Genomic DNA, 17,269 nt, shown 5'->3' on the forward strand with positions numbered 1-17,269 from the left:
GCCGGCGCGTCAGCCGGCCCACCACTGCTTCAACGTGGCGCGCAAGGCGGCGCCACCCGAGGCATCTTCCTGGCGCAATGCCTTCACATAGTTCTGCACCTGCTTCAGCGGGATATGCGGCGGTATGGCCGGCACTTCGGGATCGGTCACCATCTCGAGCAGTACTGGCCGGTCGGCCGCGATGGCGCGGTCCCAGGCGCTGCCGACCTGGTCGGGATCGTCGACCCGGATGCCTTCCAGGCCCAGCAGGCGCGCATAATCGGCGTAGGGAAACGGCGGCAGCAACTGGGAATCCTTGAAACGCGGATCGCCGCTCATGACGCGCTGCTCCCATGTCACCATGTTCAAGTCGCCGTTGTTCAGCACCATCACCACCAGCGTGGGGTTGCGCCAGTCGCGCCAGCGATGCGCGATGGTGATCAACTCGTTCATGCCGTTCATCTGCATGGCGCCGTCGCCCACCAACGCGAATACGGGACGGTCGGGATGGGCCAGCTTGGCCGCCAGGGCATAGGGCACGCCACTGCCCATGGTGGCCAGCCCCCCGGAGAGCGAGGCATTCATGCCCTTGCGCAGCCGCAGGTGCTGTGCGTACCACCCGGCGGCCGACCCCGAATCGCACGTAATGATGCTGCGGTCCGGCAGCCGCGACGATAATTCCCAGAACGGGCGTTGCGGGTTCAAGGGCCGGGCCGACACCATGGCACGGGCCTCGACTGTCTGCCACCACTGGGCGACGTTCTTCTCGATCTTGTCGCGCCAGCCGCGCGATTCCTTCGCCTGCAGCAAGGGGGCCAGCGCTTGCAGGGTGGCCTTGCTATCGCCCACCAGGCCTTGCTCCACGGGATAGCGCAGGCTGATCATGCGGCCATCCCGATCGATCTGCACCGCGCGCGCCTGGCCTTCGGCAGGCAGGAACTCCCCATACGGGAAGGCCGTTCCCACCATCAGCAGGGTGTCGCACTCATTCATCATGTGCCAACTGGGCTGCGTGCCCAGCAGGCCGATCGAACCGGTCACGTAGGGCACGTCGTCGGGCACGACTGTCTTGCCCAGCAGCGCCTTGGCGATCCCCGCGCCCAGCAGATCGGCCACGCGCAGCAGCTCGTCCCCGGCATCCCAGGCACCCGCGCCCGCCAGGATGGCCACACGCTCGCCCTTGTTCAGGATATCGGCCGCGTTCTGCAGCGCGGCGGCGGCCGGCACGCCGGCATGAGAGGTGAAGCCGATGCCGGTGTGGACGGTGCCGTGCTCGCGCGGCGGATTCTGCACCGCAGGTAAATCCTGCACGTCGTTCGGCACGATAAGGCACGTGACCGCCCGGCGTTCCATGGCGATCCGGATGGCGCGGTCGACCAGATGGCGCGCTTGCACGGGGGTCGAGGCCACATGTACAAAATCGTGCGCCACGTCCTTGAACAGACTGACCAGATCCACTTCTTGCTGGTAGTCGCCGCCCATGGCGCTGCGGGCCTGCTGGCCCACTATCGCCACCACCGGCTGATGATCCAGCTTGGCGTCGTACAAGCCGTTGAGCAGGTGGATCGCGCCGGGCCCGGAGGTGGCCATGCAGACGCCGACCTGGCCGGTGAACTTGGCGTGCGCGCACGCCATGAACGCAGCCATTTCCTCGTGGCGCGCCTGGATGAATTCCAGCGGTTCCGAGGTACGCCCGAAGGCGCCCATCAGCCCGTTGATGCCATCACCGGGATAGCCGTAGATGCGCTGGATGCCCCATTGCGCCAAGCGTGACAGGATGAAGTCCGACACCGTTTGCATGCCTGCTCCCATAGAGGGTTTCCATGGGGGCTGCCACAGCAAGCGCCGTGCCCGTCAGGCCATGCTAGTTCTCGGCCGCCTGCGGCTTGCGGTCTTCGCTGGGCACCTCATACCCGGCCCGCGTGTATTCTTCCAGCCGGTTGTACAGGGTCTTGGCGCTGATGCCCAAGACCGCGGCGGTCTGCTTCTTGACGCCGCCGCAGCGCTCCAGCGTGGCCATGATCAAGCGGCGGTCAGCCTCGGCCAGCGTCACCCCCAGCGGCACGGTGACTCGCGCCGCCTGGCCGGCGCCATCGGGCGCGATCTGCGGCTGCAGTGCATCGGCGCCCAGAATGCCTTCTTCGGCCATGATGTATGCCCGGCGCACGTAGTTTTTCAGTTCGCGGACATTGCCCGGCCAGGCATATTCGCAGATGGCCTGGCGCGCCGGCTCGGAAAACGCCTTCTCTTCGCCGTACTTGTCGTTCAGCGCGGCCAGAAAACGATCGGCAAGGAACAGGATATCGGTGCCGCGTTCACGCAGCGGCGGCAGTTCGATGGGGAATACGCTCAGCCGGTAATACAAGTCTTCGCGCAGCTTGCCTTCCTGGATGGCTTGTTCGGGGTTGCGGTTGGTGGCCGCCACGATGCGGATATCGCAAGCCGCTTCGCGATGGGTACCCACCCGCATGAAGCGCCCGGTTTCCAGCACCCGCAATAGTTTCACTTGCAGGTCCAGCGGCATCTCGGTGACTTCGTCCAGGAACAGCGTGCCGGAATCGGCACGCTCGAAGTACCCCTTGTGCTGGCGATCGGCCCCCGTGAAACTGCCCCGCTCGTGTCCGAACAGTTCGCTTTCGATCAGGTTCGGCGAGATCGCCCCGCAGTTCACCGCGATAAACGGCTTGTTGCTGCGGTTGCTCAGCTCATGGATGGCATGCGCGGCCAGTTCCTTGCCGGTGCCGCTTTCGCCGATCAGCAGCGTCGTGACGTCGGTAGCTGCCACGCGCGCCAATTGCGTATACAGCTGCTCCATCGAGTCGGATATCCCCAGCAGCTTGCCGAAGCGCCCCGGCTCCTGGAACGGCATATTGTCGATTGCCGCGCCGCGATCGGCGGCAACCCGGTTCAGGATCTCGGTCAAGCGATCCATGCATACTGGCTTGACCAGGTAATCGGTTGCGCCCAGGCGCAGCGCCTCGACGGCATTGTCCATGCTGCCATGGCCGGTGATCACCACCACCTCGGCATCGGAGTTGGGCATGCGGCTGAAGATCTCCATGCCGCTGGCGCCAGGCAGGCGTACGTCAGTCAGGACCAGGTCGGGCTGTTGCCGCTGCAGTTGGATCACTGCGTCTTTCATGGTTGCAGCCTGCGCGACTGAAAAACCATGTTCACGGGCGATTTCAGCCAAGACCTCGCGTATCGCTGCGTCATCGTCCAGAACGAGCAAATGAGGCATTGTTGCTCCGTTACAAAATCGAACCCCGGCGGGAAGAATCGTGCCGGCTGTGCTGCATTGAGCATACCCCGCGGCCGTTGGCGAAGACAGGCTTCTTTTGATAGCCCCATCAACGTTTGCCAATATTTGCACATGGTTGCAAATGGCGTTAACTGCTGCCGTATCATTCAACGAACAGACTAGATACCGAACGCGGCCCTAACCGGCCCCGTTTTGTCCCGGGGGAACACATGCAGGCCATTTCGCCCGGCCAAGCCAGGCCGCCAATCCGTTCGTCCGCGCAAAACGAAGACGCCTTTGCCGGCATGTGCGCACTGATGCGCGAGTTCGGCGTGCAGATAGGCCGCGCCGCCCGTAGCGATGCCACCGTGTTCATCACCGGCGAAAGCGGCACAGGCAAGGAAATGATCGCGCGCGCCATCCACGATGGCAGCGAACGCAGCAAACACCCGTTCATTGCCGTCAATTGCGGTGCCATCAGCAGTTCGCTGGTGCACGCCCAATTATTCGGCCACGAGAAAGGCAGCTTCACCGGCGCATTGGGGCAAACTGCCGGCTACTTCGAATCGGCCAACGGCGGTACGCTGTTCCTGGATGAAGTGACCGAAATGTCGGACTCGTTGCAGGTGCAGTTCCTGCGCGTTCTGGAAAGCGGCACTTACCAGCGCGTGGGCGGCACCGAGTTGCTGCACACCGACGTCCGCATCGTCTGCGCCACCAACCGCGACCCCTTTGCCGCCGTCGAAGCCGGCCAGTTGCGCCAGGATTTCCTGCATCGCCTGTTGGTGGTGCCCCTGCGGGTACCGCCATTGCGCGAGCGCGAAGGCGATGTGCGCATCCTGGCGCAGCGCTTCCTGGATGAGTTGAACGCCGCGCACCAGACGCGCAAGCGCTTCTCGACCCGCATGATGGATGCGCTATCGATGTACGACTGGCCGGGCAATGTGCGCGAGCTGCGCAACGCCGTGCAGCGCGCGTTCATCATGTCGGATACGCTGGTCGAAGCCGAGTTCCGGCGCCGTACTCCTTCCACTGCGGCGCGCGGTGCTGCTGACGGAATGCTGTGCTTTCCGGTGGGAACGCCGCTGAGCCAGGTGCAGCGTGATGTCATCCTGGCCACGCTGGCGCATCACGATGGCGACAAGCAGCGCACGGCCGACACGCTGGGCGTCAGCCTGAAGACGCTCTACAACCGCCTGGGCGCCTACAGCGCCGAAACCTCGCCACCCTCAAGCTGACCATCCAGAATTACAAGCGCCTGCAACAACGGCGCGTTGTGCTCGGCTTCATCCTGTCATATCGCCCACTGCCCGGCAGCGCGGCGACCGCGCCCGCCCCGCCCTGAAAATCCCCGCCTATCGTTGGACTGGCCTGCTTGCCATGGCGGGCACGCTGCTTGCGTACTTATCCCGGGTAATAAAAGCACGTCCCTTTTTCATCTGGGTACAAGCATACACAGCACACGCACGGGAGCGGTCATGGCGCGAACAAGAAGCTTGATGGTGGCATCCGAGGCATTCCCCCTGGCCAAGAGCGGCGGCCTGGGCGATGCCGTGACAGGCCTGGCGCAGGCGCTCAGCCGCGCCGACACGGAAGTGGGCCTCTTGATGCCGGCCTACCGCGGCGTGCGGGAACGCGTAGTCGGGACCCACCATATCGCGCACCTGGCCGGCATGCCCGGAGGCGAAGCGACCTTGGTGGGCGCACTATGCCCGGAATCGGGCCTGCCCGTGTACTTGCTGTGCAATGACGCCCTGTACGACCGCCACGGCCTGTACCAGGACGAACACGGCCAGCCCTACGCCGACAACGCATTGCGCTACGCAGCCCTGGCGCACGCCGCCGTACGCATGGCTGGCGGCCTGCCGGGCGCGCGCCAGCCGGACATTCTGCATGCCCAGGATTGGCACGCCGGCCTGGTGCCTTTGCTGGTGCGCGCGGCAGGACTGCGCTATGTAAAAACGGTGTTTACCGTTCACAACCTGGCGTTCCAGGGGATGTTTCCGCTGGCTTGCGCGCGCGAGCTGGGCATACCCGAAAGCTATTGCACCGATGATGGCGCCCGGTTCTACGATCAGCTGAGCTTCCTGAAGGCAGGCCTGCGCTATGCCGACCGTATCACGACAGTCAGCCGCAACTACGCCCGCGAAATCCTCACGCCGGAGTTCGGCTGCGGCCTGGATCCGCTGCTACGCGCCCGCGCTGCGGACCTGGTGCCCATTCCGAATGGCATCGATGACATCCTGTGGAACCCGGCCAGCGATCCGCATCTGGGCCGCATCGGCTACAGCGCGCGCAAGCCGGCCGGGAAAACGCAGGCCAAGCGCGCGCTGCAAAATGCCCTGGGGTTGCACGTCGAGCGCGGCGCCGCCTTGCTGGCCATGGGTAGCCGCCTCACCGAACAGAAGATGGCCGATGTGGCCGTCCAGGCACTGCCCGCCGCGATGGAACGCCACCCGGGCCTGCAAGTGGCTGTCATCGGCTGCGGCGACCACCGGTATGAACAGGCGCTTGTGGAGCTCGCGGCACGCTATCCTGGCCGTTGCGCCGTGCGCATAGGTTATGACGAGGGCATTGCCCATCGCCTGCATGCCGGGGCCGACATGCTGCTGCACGGCAGCCGCTTCGAGCCCTTTGGCCTGACCCCGCTATACGCCATGCGCTATGGCGCTGTGCCGATCGGCTCGCGCGTGGGCGGCATGGCCGACACCATTGTCGATCCGGGTGAGCTGGGCGGCGACAAAGCCATGCTGGCCGCGACCGGCGTGCTGTTCGATGGCGACAGCCCGCACGACATGGGTCAGGCGATCGATCGCGCCCTGCGTTTGTACGCGCAGCCCGCAGTATGGCGATGCATGCAACGCAATGGCATGGCCTGCGAATTCGGCTGGGACATGGCGGCCCGGCCCTACATCGACCTGTTCGCAAGCCTGGCCGGTGCCTCGCCGCGTGGCCAGGTGCCCGCGCCCACGATTCGGCCAGAGCCCGTGCCGGCCTACGCGCGGCATCCGCTCGACGGCGGTATACCCGTACCGTTAGCCTACTGAGGCCAGGACACGCATGGAGAGTCCCACGCACCAGGCTGGCCTGCCGGGCGCCGCGCCCGCGGCGCAGGAACCGCTACGCATTTATTACGTGCGCGGGACCGAGATCGGCCGCCCCGGGGCCGACCCAGCCCTACCCTGGGACACCTTGTGCAAGCGCGTGCGCGCAGCCGGTTTCAACGCCTTGCTGACCGACCCGCTGTGGCTGCGCCCGGCGGGCGCGGCCTGGTCGGCAGCCCCCCTGGATCCAGACCGCGCCGATCCCGGCCTGGCTACCGGTGCCGCCCTGCCCGCCTTGTTGCAGCGCGTGGCGGCCAGCGGCGCGCGCCACGGCCTGCAGGTGTATATGGATCTCGTGCTGGACCGCATTGCCGCCGATTGCGCTGCGAATATGCGGTATCCGGATTGGTATCTGCCGCCAGTCGACGATCCTGCCCGCGATCCGCGCATGGCACTGAGCGAGCACGGCATCCGCTATCTGCGCGAAGGGCCGCTACCGCAAGGCTTCATCCATGACTGGAGCGAGCGGCTGGCGCGTTGGCTGGACGCGGGGCTGGCGGGTTTTCGCATCGACGCGCCGCATCGTATCGACGCGGACGACTGGCGCGCCATGTTGGCGCCGCTACGCGCCGCCTTCCCCGATCGCCGCTTCCTGGCGTGGACGCCGGGCCTGGACCCCCAGCAACTCAAGGCCCTGCGCGGGGCGGGCTTCGATGCCGTCTTTTCTTCGCTGCCGTGGTGGGATTTCCACTCGCCGTGGCTGGCCGAAGAGCACGCCCGCCTGCGCGCCATCGCCCCGGTGATCGCCACGCCGCCGGGCCTAGCATCGGCCACCCGTCCGCAGGCTCAGCGGGCGCTGTGGACCGCCGGCGTCAGCGGCGACGGCATCCTGGTCGAGGGCGGGCTCGATACGCGCCAGCAAATGTACGCGCAGCTCAATGCCTGGATACGTGAGCTGCCTTCCGCAGGCGCCCTGTGCGTCAGCGGCGGGCGGGATGGCATGTGCACAGTGCTGGTGCACCACGACACTTGCGCCGACGGCGCCAGTTCGGGCGCGCGGGTGCTGCTGGCCAACCCCGCCGCCGACCTGCCGGCCCGTGTAGATTGGGATCACGTCGGCCGCCTGCTGCCGGCCGGCGAGCCACACCATGACAACATACCGCCTGCTGTGCGCCTGCGCGGCGCGGCGCTGGAGCCGGAAGGCGTCGCAGTGTTCATCATCAGGCCGCTGCCCCCTGTGCAGATGGCCGCCATCGGCCGCCGCGGCGGTTCGCATATCCGACGAGGCAGCCGCATCGCGGTCGAGAACGTGGCCCCGACGGTCGACAACGGCCGGTTCGCCACCAAATGCGTGGCCCATGACCAGGTATGCGTACAAGCGGACATCTATACCGATGGCCACGAGAAGCTGGCTGCCCAGGTGTTGTGGCGCGCAGCCGACGAGACCGGCTGGCGCACAGTACCGATGCGTGCATTGCCCAACGATCGCTGGGAAGCCTCGATCAGCCCATATCGCGTTGGCCGCCACGAATTCATGATCAGCGCCTGGCGCGACACGTGGGAAACCTTTCGCACCGACCTGATGAAAAAGCGCGACGCCGGCCTGGACCTGACGGCCGACCTGATGGACGGGGCCGCCCTGCTGCGCGCTGCGTTGGCGCTCGCTCGCGAGGCGTCGGCCGCCGAGGCCGTGCTGGCCCCCCTGGTCGCCGCGCTGGAAACGGGAAAAGACCAGGCCGCGAGCGGTGACCAGGCCGTAGAGGCGCTGCTGGCCGACGGCCTGGCCGACGCCATGCGCGAGCTTGGCGACAAGCCGTTCCATTACTCGAGTGCGGCGCCCTATCCTTTATGGGTGGACCGTCGCGCGGCCCGCTATGCAAGCTGGTATGAATTGTTTCCCCGTTCGATGGCAGCCGAGCCCCAGATGCATGGCACGTTCGACGACGTGATCGCGCGCCTGCCGCAAGTGCGCGACATGGGATTCGATGTGCTGTACTTCCCGCCCATCCATCCTATCGGCCGCACGCACCGCAAAGGGCCCAACAACAGCCTGCACAGCCAGGAGGGCGATGTGGGCAGCCCCTATGCCATCGGGGGCGCCGAAGGGGGCCACGATGCCATACACCCCGAACTGGGCACGTTGTCCGATTTTCTGCGGCTGGTGCAACGCACGCGCGAGCACGACATGGAAATCGCCCTGGACTTCGCCATCCAGTGCTCGCCGGATCATCCCTGGCTGGCCCAGCATCCCGATTGGTTCGAACGGCGCGCCGATGGCACCATCCGTTATGCCGAAAACCCGCCGAAGAAATATGAAGACATCGTCAATGTGTCGTTCTATGGCGGCAGCGGCCGGCGGGCCCGCAAGTCGTCATTGTGGCTGGCCCTGCGGGATGTCGTCCTGTTCTGGGTACACCACGGAGTACGCATCTTCCGGGTGGATAACCCGCACACCAAGCCCCTGCCCTTCTGGGAATGGCTGATAGGGGAAGTGCAAGGCCGGCACCCTGACGTGATCTTCCTGTCCGAGGCGTTCACCCGCCCGAAGATGATGTACCGGCTGGCCAAGGTGGGCTTCACCCAGTCATATACCTACTTCACCTGGCGCAACACCAGGCACGAATTGACCGAATACCTGCAAGAGCTGTCCGCCCCGCCCGCGGCGGACTTCTTTCGCCCGCATTTCTTCGTCAACACCCCGGACATCAATCCGTATTTCCTGCAGACGTCGGGCCGGCCGGGCTTTCTCATCCGCGCAGCACTGGCCGCCACCACCTCGGGCCTGTGGGGCGTGTACAGCGGCTTCGAATTGTGCGAATTCCAGCCCGTGCCCGGCAAAGAGGAATACCTGGATTCCGAAAAGTACCAATTGCGCCAGCGCGACTGGCAGGCGCCGGGCAATATCACGGCGCAGATTGCCCGATTGAACGCCATCCGCCGAGCCAACCCTGCCTTGCAGACCCACCAGGGATTCACCGCCGTCGAAACCGGCAACGACAAGGTACTGGGTTTCTGGAAGGCCACGCCGAGCCGCGGCAATGTGGTGCTGGCGGCCATCAGCCTGGACCCGCACCAGGCGCAATCGGTCCGGCTGGAGGCGCCGCTCTGGCTGTTCGGCCAACCTGACGACGGCCTGCTGTGCGCCGAGGACCTGCTGGAGCAGCAACAGGAATCCTGGCATGGCAAATGGCGCGACATCACGCTGCATCCCGATCAACCTTATCGCTTATGGCGCCTGTCGGCGCATGTATGAGCCGCGGAGCTTCTATGTCCTCTGCACGATCCGCCCTGACAGCACCGCTCTGGTACAAGGACGCGGTGATCTACCAGTTGCACATACGCTCGTTCTACGATGCGAACAATGACGGCATTGGTGATTTCGAAGGCCTGACCGCCAAGCTGGACTACATTGCCAGCCTGGGCGTGGATACCATCTGGCTATTGCCCTTTTACCCGTCGCCGCGTCGCGACGACGGCTACGACATTGCCGATTATCGCGGCGTACACCCCGACTACGGCACCGTGCCGGATGCGCGGCGCTTCATCCGCGCCGCCCACGCACGCGGCCTGCGCGTCATCACCGAACTGGTGGTCAACCACACCTCGGACCAGCATCCGTGGTTCCAGCGTGCGCGGCGCGCCCGTCCGGGCAGCGCTGCCCGCAATTACTATGTATGGTCTGATGACGACCAGGCGTATTCGGGCACCCGCATCATTTTCTGCGACACCGAAAAATCGAACTGGACGCGCGATCCCGAAGCCGGGGCCTACTTCTGGCATCGTTTCTATTCGCACCAGCCGGACCTGAACTACGACAACCCCCAGGTCCTGAAAGAGATCCTGTCGGTAATGCGCTACTGGCTGGACATGGGGGTGGACGGCCTGCGACTGGACGCCGTGCCCTACCTGGTGGAACGCGAAGGGACCAACAACGAGAACCTGCCAGAAACCCACCAGGTGCTGCGCCAGATCCGCGCCGTAATGGACGCCGAATACCCCGGCCGCATGCTATTGGCCGAGGCCAACCAATGGCCCGAAGATGCACAGGAATATTTCGGCGCCGGCGACGAATGCCACATGTCGTTCCATTTTCCGCTGATGCCGCGGATGTACATGGCGATCGCGCAGGAAGACCGCTTTCCCATCACGGACATCATCAAGCAGACGCCGGAGATTCCCGCGACCTGCCAGTGGGCGATTTTCCTGCGCAACCACGACGAGCTGACGCTCGAGATGGTAACCAGCGAAGAGCGCGATTATCTGTGGAATGTTTACGCTGCCGACAAGCGCGCCCGCATCAACCTGGGCATCCGGCGCCGGCTGGCGCCCTTGCTCGACCGCGACCGGCGCCGCATCGAACTGATGAACAGCCTGCTGCTGTCCATGCCCGGCACGCCGGTGCTGTATTACGGCGACGAACTGGGCATGGGCGACAACATCCACCTGGGCGACCGCGATGGCGTGCGCACCCCCATGCAATGGTCGCCCGACCGCAATGGCGGATTCTCGCGGGCCGACCCGGAACGCCTGCCCTTGCCGGTGCTGATGGGGCCCTTGTACGGCTATGAGGCTGTCAACGTCGAGGCCCAGCAGCGCGACCCGCATTCGCTGCTGAACTGGACCCGCCGCATGGTGGCGACGCGCCGGCAGTCGCAGGTGTTCGGGCGCGGTTCGCTCCAGTTCCTGTATCCCGGTAACCGCAAGATTCTGGCCTACCTGCGCCAGGAAGGCGACAACGCCATCTTGTGCGTGGCCAACCTGTCCAGCGCCGCCCAGCCGGTCGAGCTGGACCTGGCTGCGTACGCCGGCAAAGTTCCCGTCGAGATGCTGGGCGAAAGCCCGTTTCCCGACATCGGCGCGCTGCCTTACATGCTGACCCTGCCGCCTTATGGTTTCTACTGGTTCGACTTGAGCAGCGACCGCGCCTCGCCCGCCTGGCACGCGCAGCAGACCGAACCCATGCCCGACCTGACCACCCTGGTAATGCGGGGGCGCAGCGGATTTGCGCTGACAGAATCCTCGCGGCGCGCGCTCGAACATGATGTGTTGCCCGCCTTCCTGCAACGCCAGCGCTGGTTTCCGGCCGAGCACAAAATAGGCGTGGCGCGCCTGGTGGACAGCACGCCCCTGGCCAGCGGCGGCAGCGAAGAATATCTGGTCACTGAATTGGAAACCGGCACCGGCACGGCGCGCACGCGCCTGCATGTGCCGCTGGCAGTGGCCTGGCATGCCGCGTCCCCGCAAGACTACGTGCTGGCGCGCACCCGCCGCGGCGCCGACGTGGGCATACTGACTGACGCATCGCGCCAGGAAGGCTATGTGCGCACGCTGGTGGCCGCCCTGCAAACCGGGCGCGAACAGGCCGCCGGCGGCGAATCGGCCTCGACATTGTGTTTCCTGCCGGAGGCCGGCCTGCACGACCTGGTACTGCCAGCCGACATAGCCCTGCAGTGGCATAGCGGAGAACAAAGCAACACGTCGATCACCCTGGGTAGCCAGGCCATCTTGAAGATCTTGCGCCGAATCGAACCCGGCATGTTCCCCGAAGTGGAGATGTCACGGCGGCTGACCCAGGCCGGCTATGCCAACACGCCAGCCCTGCTGGGAGAAGTGGCCCGCCGTGACGCCGACGGGTCGATGCGCACCCTGGCCCTGCTGCATGCCTACCTGCTGCACGAAGGCGATGCCTGGACCTGGACCATCGGCTACCTGAAACGCACCCTGGACGATGCGCTGCTGAGCAATGCAAGCGTCGAGGAGTTCGACGAAAGCTTGTCCGGCTATGCCACCGTGGCCAGCACCGTGGGAAGACGGCTGGCGGAGCTGCACAATGTGCTGGTCCAACCCTGCGACGATCCCGCCTTCGCGCCGCAGACCTGCCAGGCGGAAGACGCGCAAGCGCGCGCCGACGAGATCGTAGCCATGCTCGACCGCGCCCTGGTGCTGCTGCAAGGGCTGGACCACACACTGGATGCCACCGCGCGTGCCTGCGCCGCCTGGCTGCGCGAGCATCGCGACCGGCTGGCCCGGCAAGCTACCCTGCTGGCCCAGGCCGAGACCGGCGCCACGCACTTGCGTATCCATGGCGACTTCCACCTGGGCCAGGTACTGCTGGCGCACACCGACGCCTACCTGATCGATTTCGAGGGCGAGCCGGCCCGGCCGCTCTCCGAACGGCGCGCCAAGGCCAGCCCGTTGAAGGATGTGGCCGGCATGCTGCGCTCGTTCGATTACGCCATGGCCACCGTCAGCCGCAGCGAACCGCCCGGCGCCACCGCACCGGTGCCCGAGGGCGGCTCCGGCCCGCCCGCCGACAGTGGGCAAGATCGCCGCGGCACCCTGCTGGCGCAGTTCCGCGCCCGTGCGGTCCAGGCCTTCACCGAGGGCTACCATGCGGCCGCCGAGCCCGCGCTGCGCTTGCCGCCCGCGCGGGAACAAGCCTTGGTACAGGCCGCGCTGATCGAGAAAGCGGCCTACGAGATCTGTTACGAGGCACACCATCGCCCCGACTGGGTGGCTATCCCGCTGTGCGGCCTGGCCGAATTGGCGCGCGCTGAACTGATGGCGGCCGCTGTCGATCACGAGGAACACCGCCCATGAGCAAAATGGCGCAAACCAACACCCCCGGCCTCGAGCCCACGGTGCAGGAAGCCCTGGTGGCGGGCCGCTATCCCGATGCTTTCGGCGTACTGGGCCTCCATACCGTGGCGGAGCTGACGCTGCTGCGGGTGCTGATGCCTTGCTCGCTGGGAGTAGACGCGGTATTCGCCGACGGGTCGACGCTGGCCTTGCCCCCGATAGGCGACGGCCTGTATGCGGCCGACATCGGCAAGCACGCGGGCAATGGGAAACCAGCCTATCGCCTGCGGGTGCGCTGGCCCGGTGGCACCGAGGAAATCGACGACCCTTACGCCTACGGCCCGCTGCTCGATGACGCGCACCTGGGCATGCTGGCACAAGGCTCATGGCTGTACGCCGGACTGGCCCTGGGTCCGCGGCAGTGCGAGATCGATGGCGTGGCCGGCGTACGATTCGCGGTATGGGCCCCCAATGCACGCCGCGTGGCCTTGATCGGCGACTTCAACGGCTGGAACGGCGCGCGCCACGGCATGCGTCTGCGCCATACCGCCGGCGTCTGGGAGATTTTCATGCCCGGCGTGGCAGCGGGCAGCCGCTACAAATACCAAATACTGGGTGCCGACGGCGCCACCACGCTCAGGGCCGATCCCATGGCCCGCCAGACCGAGGCGCCGCCCGCCACCGCTTCCATCGTGCCCGATCCGGCCCCCTACGCCTGGAACGACGCGGCATGGATGGAAGGGCGCGCCGCCCGCCAAAGCCCCGATGCGCCCATGGCGATCTACGAAGTGCACATCGGGTCATGGCTGGGCGATCCCGCGCCCGGCCCGCTATGGGACCGCCTGGCCGAACGCCTGCCGGCTTACGCACGCGCCCTGGGCTTTACGCATATCGAGCTGATGCCCATCATGGAGTACCCGTTCGGCGGCTCGTGGGGCTACCAGCCGCTGGGCATGTTCGCGCCCACAGCCCGCTACGGCACGCCGGCCGATTTCGCGCGCTTCATCGACCAATGCCACGCGGCGGGGCTGGGCGTGATACTGGATTGGGTACCCGCGCACTTTCCCAACGACGCCCACGGGTTGGTCCGCTTCGACGGCACCGCGCTGTACGAATACGCCGATCCGCGCGAGGGATTCCATCCCGACTGGAACACGATGGTCTACAACCTGGGGCGCAACGAGGTGAAGGCCTACATGATCGCCAGCGCCCTGCACTGGCTGCGCGATTTTCATATAGACGGACTGCGCGTCGATGCCGTGGCCTCGATGCTGTATCGAGACTATAGCCGCGCGCCGGGCGAATGGATTCCAAACCGCCATGGCGGGCGCGAGAATCTCGAGGCGGTCGATTTCCTGCGTGAGCTCAATACCGTGGTGGGCTGCGAATGCCCGGGCGCCATCACCGTGGCCGAAGAATCAACAGCCTGGCCGGGCGTCACCGCGCCCGTCCAGGACGGCGGCCTGGGCTTCGACTACAAGTGGAATATGGGCTGGATGCACGACACGCTGCGCTACATGCGCCACGACCCGGTGCATCGCCGCTACCATCATCACGATGTCACCTTCGGCATGATGTATGCGTATTCCGAGCGATACATACTGCCTCTTTCCCATGACGAAGTGGTGCACGGCAAGGGTTCGCTACTGGGCAAGATGCCGGGCAGCCATACCGACCGTATGGCGCAGCTGCGCCTGTACTACGGCTATATGTGGGCCCATCCCGGCAAGAAGCTGCTGTTCATGGGCGGCGAGATTGCCCAGCAAGACGAATGGAACCACGATGCCGCCATCGACTGGGGCCTGCTGGACGACCCGGCGCGGCGCGGCATGCAGCGGCTGGTAGGCGATCTGAATCATCTGTATGGCGAACTGCCCGAACTGCACCGGCGCGATGCCGATCCATCGGGCTTTGCCTGGATGGTGGGCGACGACGAAACCAACAGTGTGCTTGCCTTCGTGCGTACCGATGGCCAGCATTACGTACTGGCGGTGTGCAATTTCACGCCGGTGGCGCGCCATGACTACCGCATCGGCATACCTGTAGCGGGCCGCTGGCGCGCACGGATCAATACCGACGATGCGGCCTACGGCGGTACAGGATTGGCGGGCCCCATCCTGGCCCATACCGATGGCACGCCAGCCCACGGCCAGGCGCAATCGGTATCGCTGACGCTGCCCCCGTTCTCCACACTACTGCTACGCCACGAGGTATGACCATGGCTATTCCCGCGCAACGGCGGCTGACTTCGGGTTCCCCGTATCCCCTGGGAGCGGCCAGCGACGGCCTGGGCGTCAATTTTGCGGTTTTCTCGGCCAACGCCACGCGTATCGAGCTTTGCCTGTTCGATGACCGCGGCCGCAAAGAATTGTGCCGACTGACGCTGCCCGAATGTACCGACGAAGTCTGGCACGGGTATCTGCCTGATGCGCAACCCGGGCTGGTATACGGCTACCGCGCCCACGGCCCCTATGACCCGCGCAACGGCCATCGCTTCAATCCGCACAAACTCCTGCTCGACCCTTATGCGCGCCGCTTGACGGGCGCACCGCGCTGGTCGGACGTGCTGTTCGGCTACCGCATGCAGCACGCCAAGGCCGACCTGAGCATGGACCGGCGCGACAGCGCCCTGGCCATGCCCAAGGCCATCGTGATCGACGACTACTTCGACTGGGGTCGCAACGTGCCCCCCGGCACCCCTTGGCGCGATACCGTGCTGTACGAAGTGCATCTACGCGGCGCCACGATGCAACGCGACGACCTGCGCCCGCCTCTGCGCGGCACTGCCAGCGCCTTGGCAGACCCGCGCTTCATCGACCACCTGCACCGCGTGGGAGTCACCGCGGTCGAGCTGATGCCCGTCCATGCCTTCCTGCAGGATCGTTTCCTGGTCGAGCGCGGCTTGCGCAACTACTGGGGCTACAGCACGCTGTCTTTTTTTGCACCTGAACCTGCGTACGTTCCGCAAGGCGGCCCGAATGAACTGAAGCAGGCGGTGCGGCGCCTGCATGCCGCGGGCATCGAGGTCATCCTGGATGTGGTCTACAACCATACCTGCGAAGGCAACGAGCTGGGCCCCACCCTGTCATGGCGCGGACTGGACAATGCCAGCTATTACCGCCTGATTCCCGGCGACGAGCGTCATTACATCAACGATACCGGCTGTGGCAACACGGTCAATATCTCTCATCCACGGGTCCTGCAGATGGTGATGGACTCGTTGCGCTACTGGGCTTCAGCCTACCAGGTGGATGGCTTCCGTTTCGACCTGGGGGTCACGCTGGGTCGAGAAGGCACCGGCTTCGACCCAGGATCGGGGTTCTTCGATGCCATCCTGCAAGACCCGGAGCTGGCGCGCCTGAAACTGATATCCGAGCCTTGGGATGTGGGGCCCGACGGCTACCAATTGGGCCAGCATCCTCCCGGGTTTGCCGAGTGGAACGATCGCTTCCGGGATGGCGTTCGCCGCTACTGGCGCGGCGATGACGGCATGGTCGGCGAACTGGCGGCGCGCCTGGCCGGTTCGCGCGACCTGTTCGACCGTCGCCACCGGCGCCCCTGGGCCACGATCAATTACGCCGCCTCGCATGACGGCTTCACATTGCGCGACGTAGTGGCCTATAGCGGCAGCCATAACGAGGCCAACGGCGAAGATGGCAACGATGGCCATGGCGAGAACTTCAGCGCCAACTGGGGCAACGAAGGCCCGGGCGGCGGCCAGGACGTCGAAACGCTGCGTGCCCTCGCCCAGCACGCAATGCTGGCCACGGTGCTGCTGGCCGACGGCACGCCCATGCTATTGGCGGGCGACGAATTCGGCAACAGCCAGGAAGGCAATAACAACGCCTATTGCCAGGACACCCCAATCAGTTGGCTGGATTGGTCCCAGGCCGCCGACGATCCTGGCGCAGCGTTGACCCACTATGTGGGCCGGCTGACTTCATTGCGCAAGGCCCACTGCAGCCTGCGAACCGCCCGCTATGACGATGTCGACAACGAAATCGCACCCGGCATCGCGGCGCTGTCGTGGTTTGCCGAAAACGGCCAGCCGATGGACACCGCGACGTGGGAGGATGCCGGCCGCCACTGCCTGGCGATGCGTCGCGCCAGTACCAGCGACGATGCGGACGAGGTGGATGTCACCTTGATGCTGCTCAATGCCGGTGATGCACCGGCCGTCTTCACTTTGGCACCGCCCGCATTGGCGTGGACGTTGGAGCTGGACAGCTCCGCAACGCAGCGCCCGCCGCAGCCTGTCGATGGCGACACTCTGGAGATCGCCGCACACAGTCTGGCGCTGCTTGCCGCGCGCACAGCGGGGAACCGGTCATGACGCCCACGGTTCCCCGCCATGCCGGCCAGGCCGGCACGCCGGAGCCATTGCAGGCGCTCGTCGATGACGCCTTCCCCACCTTTGGCGCGCTGG

At 65.7% G+C, this 17,269-nt stretch carries 8 protein-coding genes; 6 read left to right on the plus strand and 2 right to left on the minus strand.

The window, feature by feature from the left end:
* Nucleotides 1-9: 9 nt before the first annotated feature.
* Both KW845_RS24345 and KW845_RS24350 read right to left on the minus strand, forming a co-directional pair.
* Nucleotides 10-1,779 carry a thiamine pyrophosphate-requiring protein gene (locus KW845_RS24345; RefSeq protein ID WP_218371930.1) on the minus strand — a complete coding sequence of 590 codons (1,770 nt, stop codon included), beginning with the start codon at nt 1,777-1,779 and terminating at the stop codon, nt 10-12.
* A gap of 64 nt (nt 1,780-1,843) precedes the next feature.
* Complete coding sequence (locus KW845_RS24350) at nt 1,844-3,220, minus strand: sigma-54 dependent transcriptional regulator (RefSeq protein ID WP_218371931.1); 1,377 nt, start codon at nt 3,218-3,220, stop codon at nt 1,844-1,846.
* A gap of 317 nt (nt 3,221-3,537) precedes the next feature.
* On the opposite strand from KW845_RS24350, the gene KW845_RS24355 reads away from it, so the two are divergent.
* The 6 genes from KW845_RS24355 to glgX all read left to right on the plus strand — a co-directional run bounded on the left by KW845_RS24355 (nt 3,538) and on the right by glgX (nt 17,176).
* A complete protein-coding gene (locus KW845_RS24355; RefSeq protein ID WP_218372170.1) occupies nt 3,538-4,458 on the plus strand; it encodes a sigma-54 dependent transcriptional regulator in 921 nt (306 codons plus the stop codon).
* Nucleotides 4,459-4,698: 240 nt separating this feature from the next.
* Nucleotides 4,699-6,267 (plus strand): glycogen synthase GlgA, encoded by a 1,569-nt coding sequence (glgA, locus tag KW845_RS24360; protein ID WP_218371932.1) that lies wholly within the window; start codon nt 4,699-4,701, stop codon nt 6,265-6,267.
* A 13-nt stretch (nt 6,268-6,280) separates the two neighbouring features.
* Nucleotides 6,281-9,517, plus strand: a complete 3,237-nt coding sequence (locus tag KW845_RS24365; protein ID WP_218371933.1) for a maltotransferase domain-containing protein — start codon at nt 6,281-6,283, stop codon at nt 9,515-9,517.
* Between the two features lie 14 nt (nt 9,518-9,531).
* Nucleotides 9,532-12,864 carry a maltose alpha-D-glucosyltransferase gene (treS, locus tag KW845_RS24370; protein WP_218371934.1) on the plus strand — a complete coding sequence of 1,111 codons (3,333 nt, stop codon included), beginning with the start codon at nt 9,532-9,534 and terminating at the stop codon, nt 12,862-12,864.
* A complete protein-coding gene (gene glgB, locus KW845_RS24375; protein ID WP_218371935.1) occupies nt 12,861-15,059 on the plus strand; it encodes a 1,4-alpha-glucan branching protein GlgB in 2,199 nt (732 codons plus the stop codon). Before treS ends, glgB begins: the two co-directional genes overlap by 4 nt.
* Entirely contained in the window at nt 15,056-17,176 is a 2,121-nt protein-coding gene (gene glgX / locus KW845_RS24380; RefSeq protein ID WP_218371936.1) for a glycogen debranching protein GlgX, read from the plus strand. Before glgB ends, glgX begins: the two co-directional genes overlap by 4 nt.
* Nucleotides 17,177-17,269 lie beyond the last annotated feature (93 nt).

Origin of the sequence: Bordetella sp. BOR01, assembly GCF_019218885.1 — a bacterium.
Classification (GTDB): Bacteria; Pseudomonadota; Gammaproteobacteria; order Burkholderiales; family Burkholderiaceae_B; genus Bordetella_A.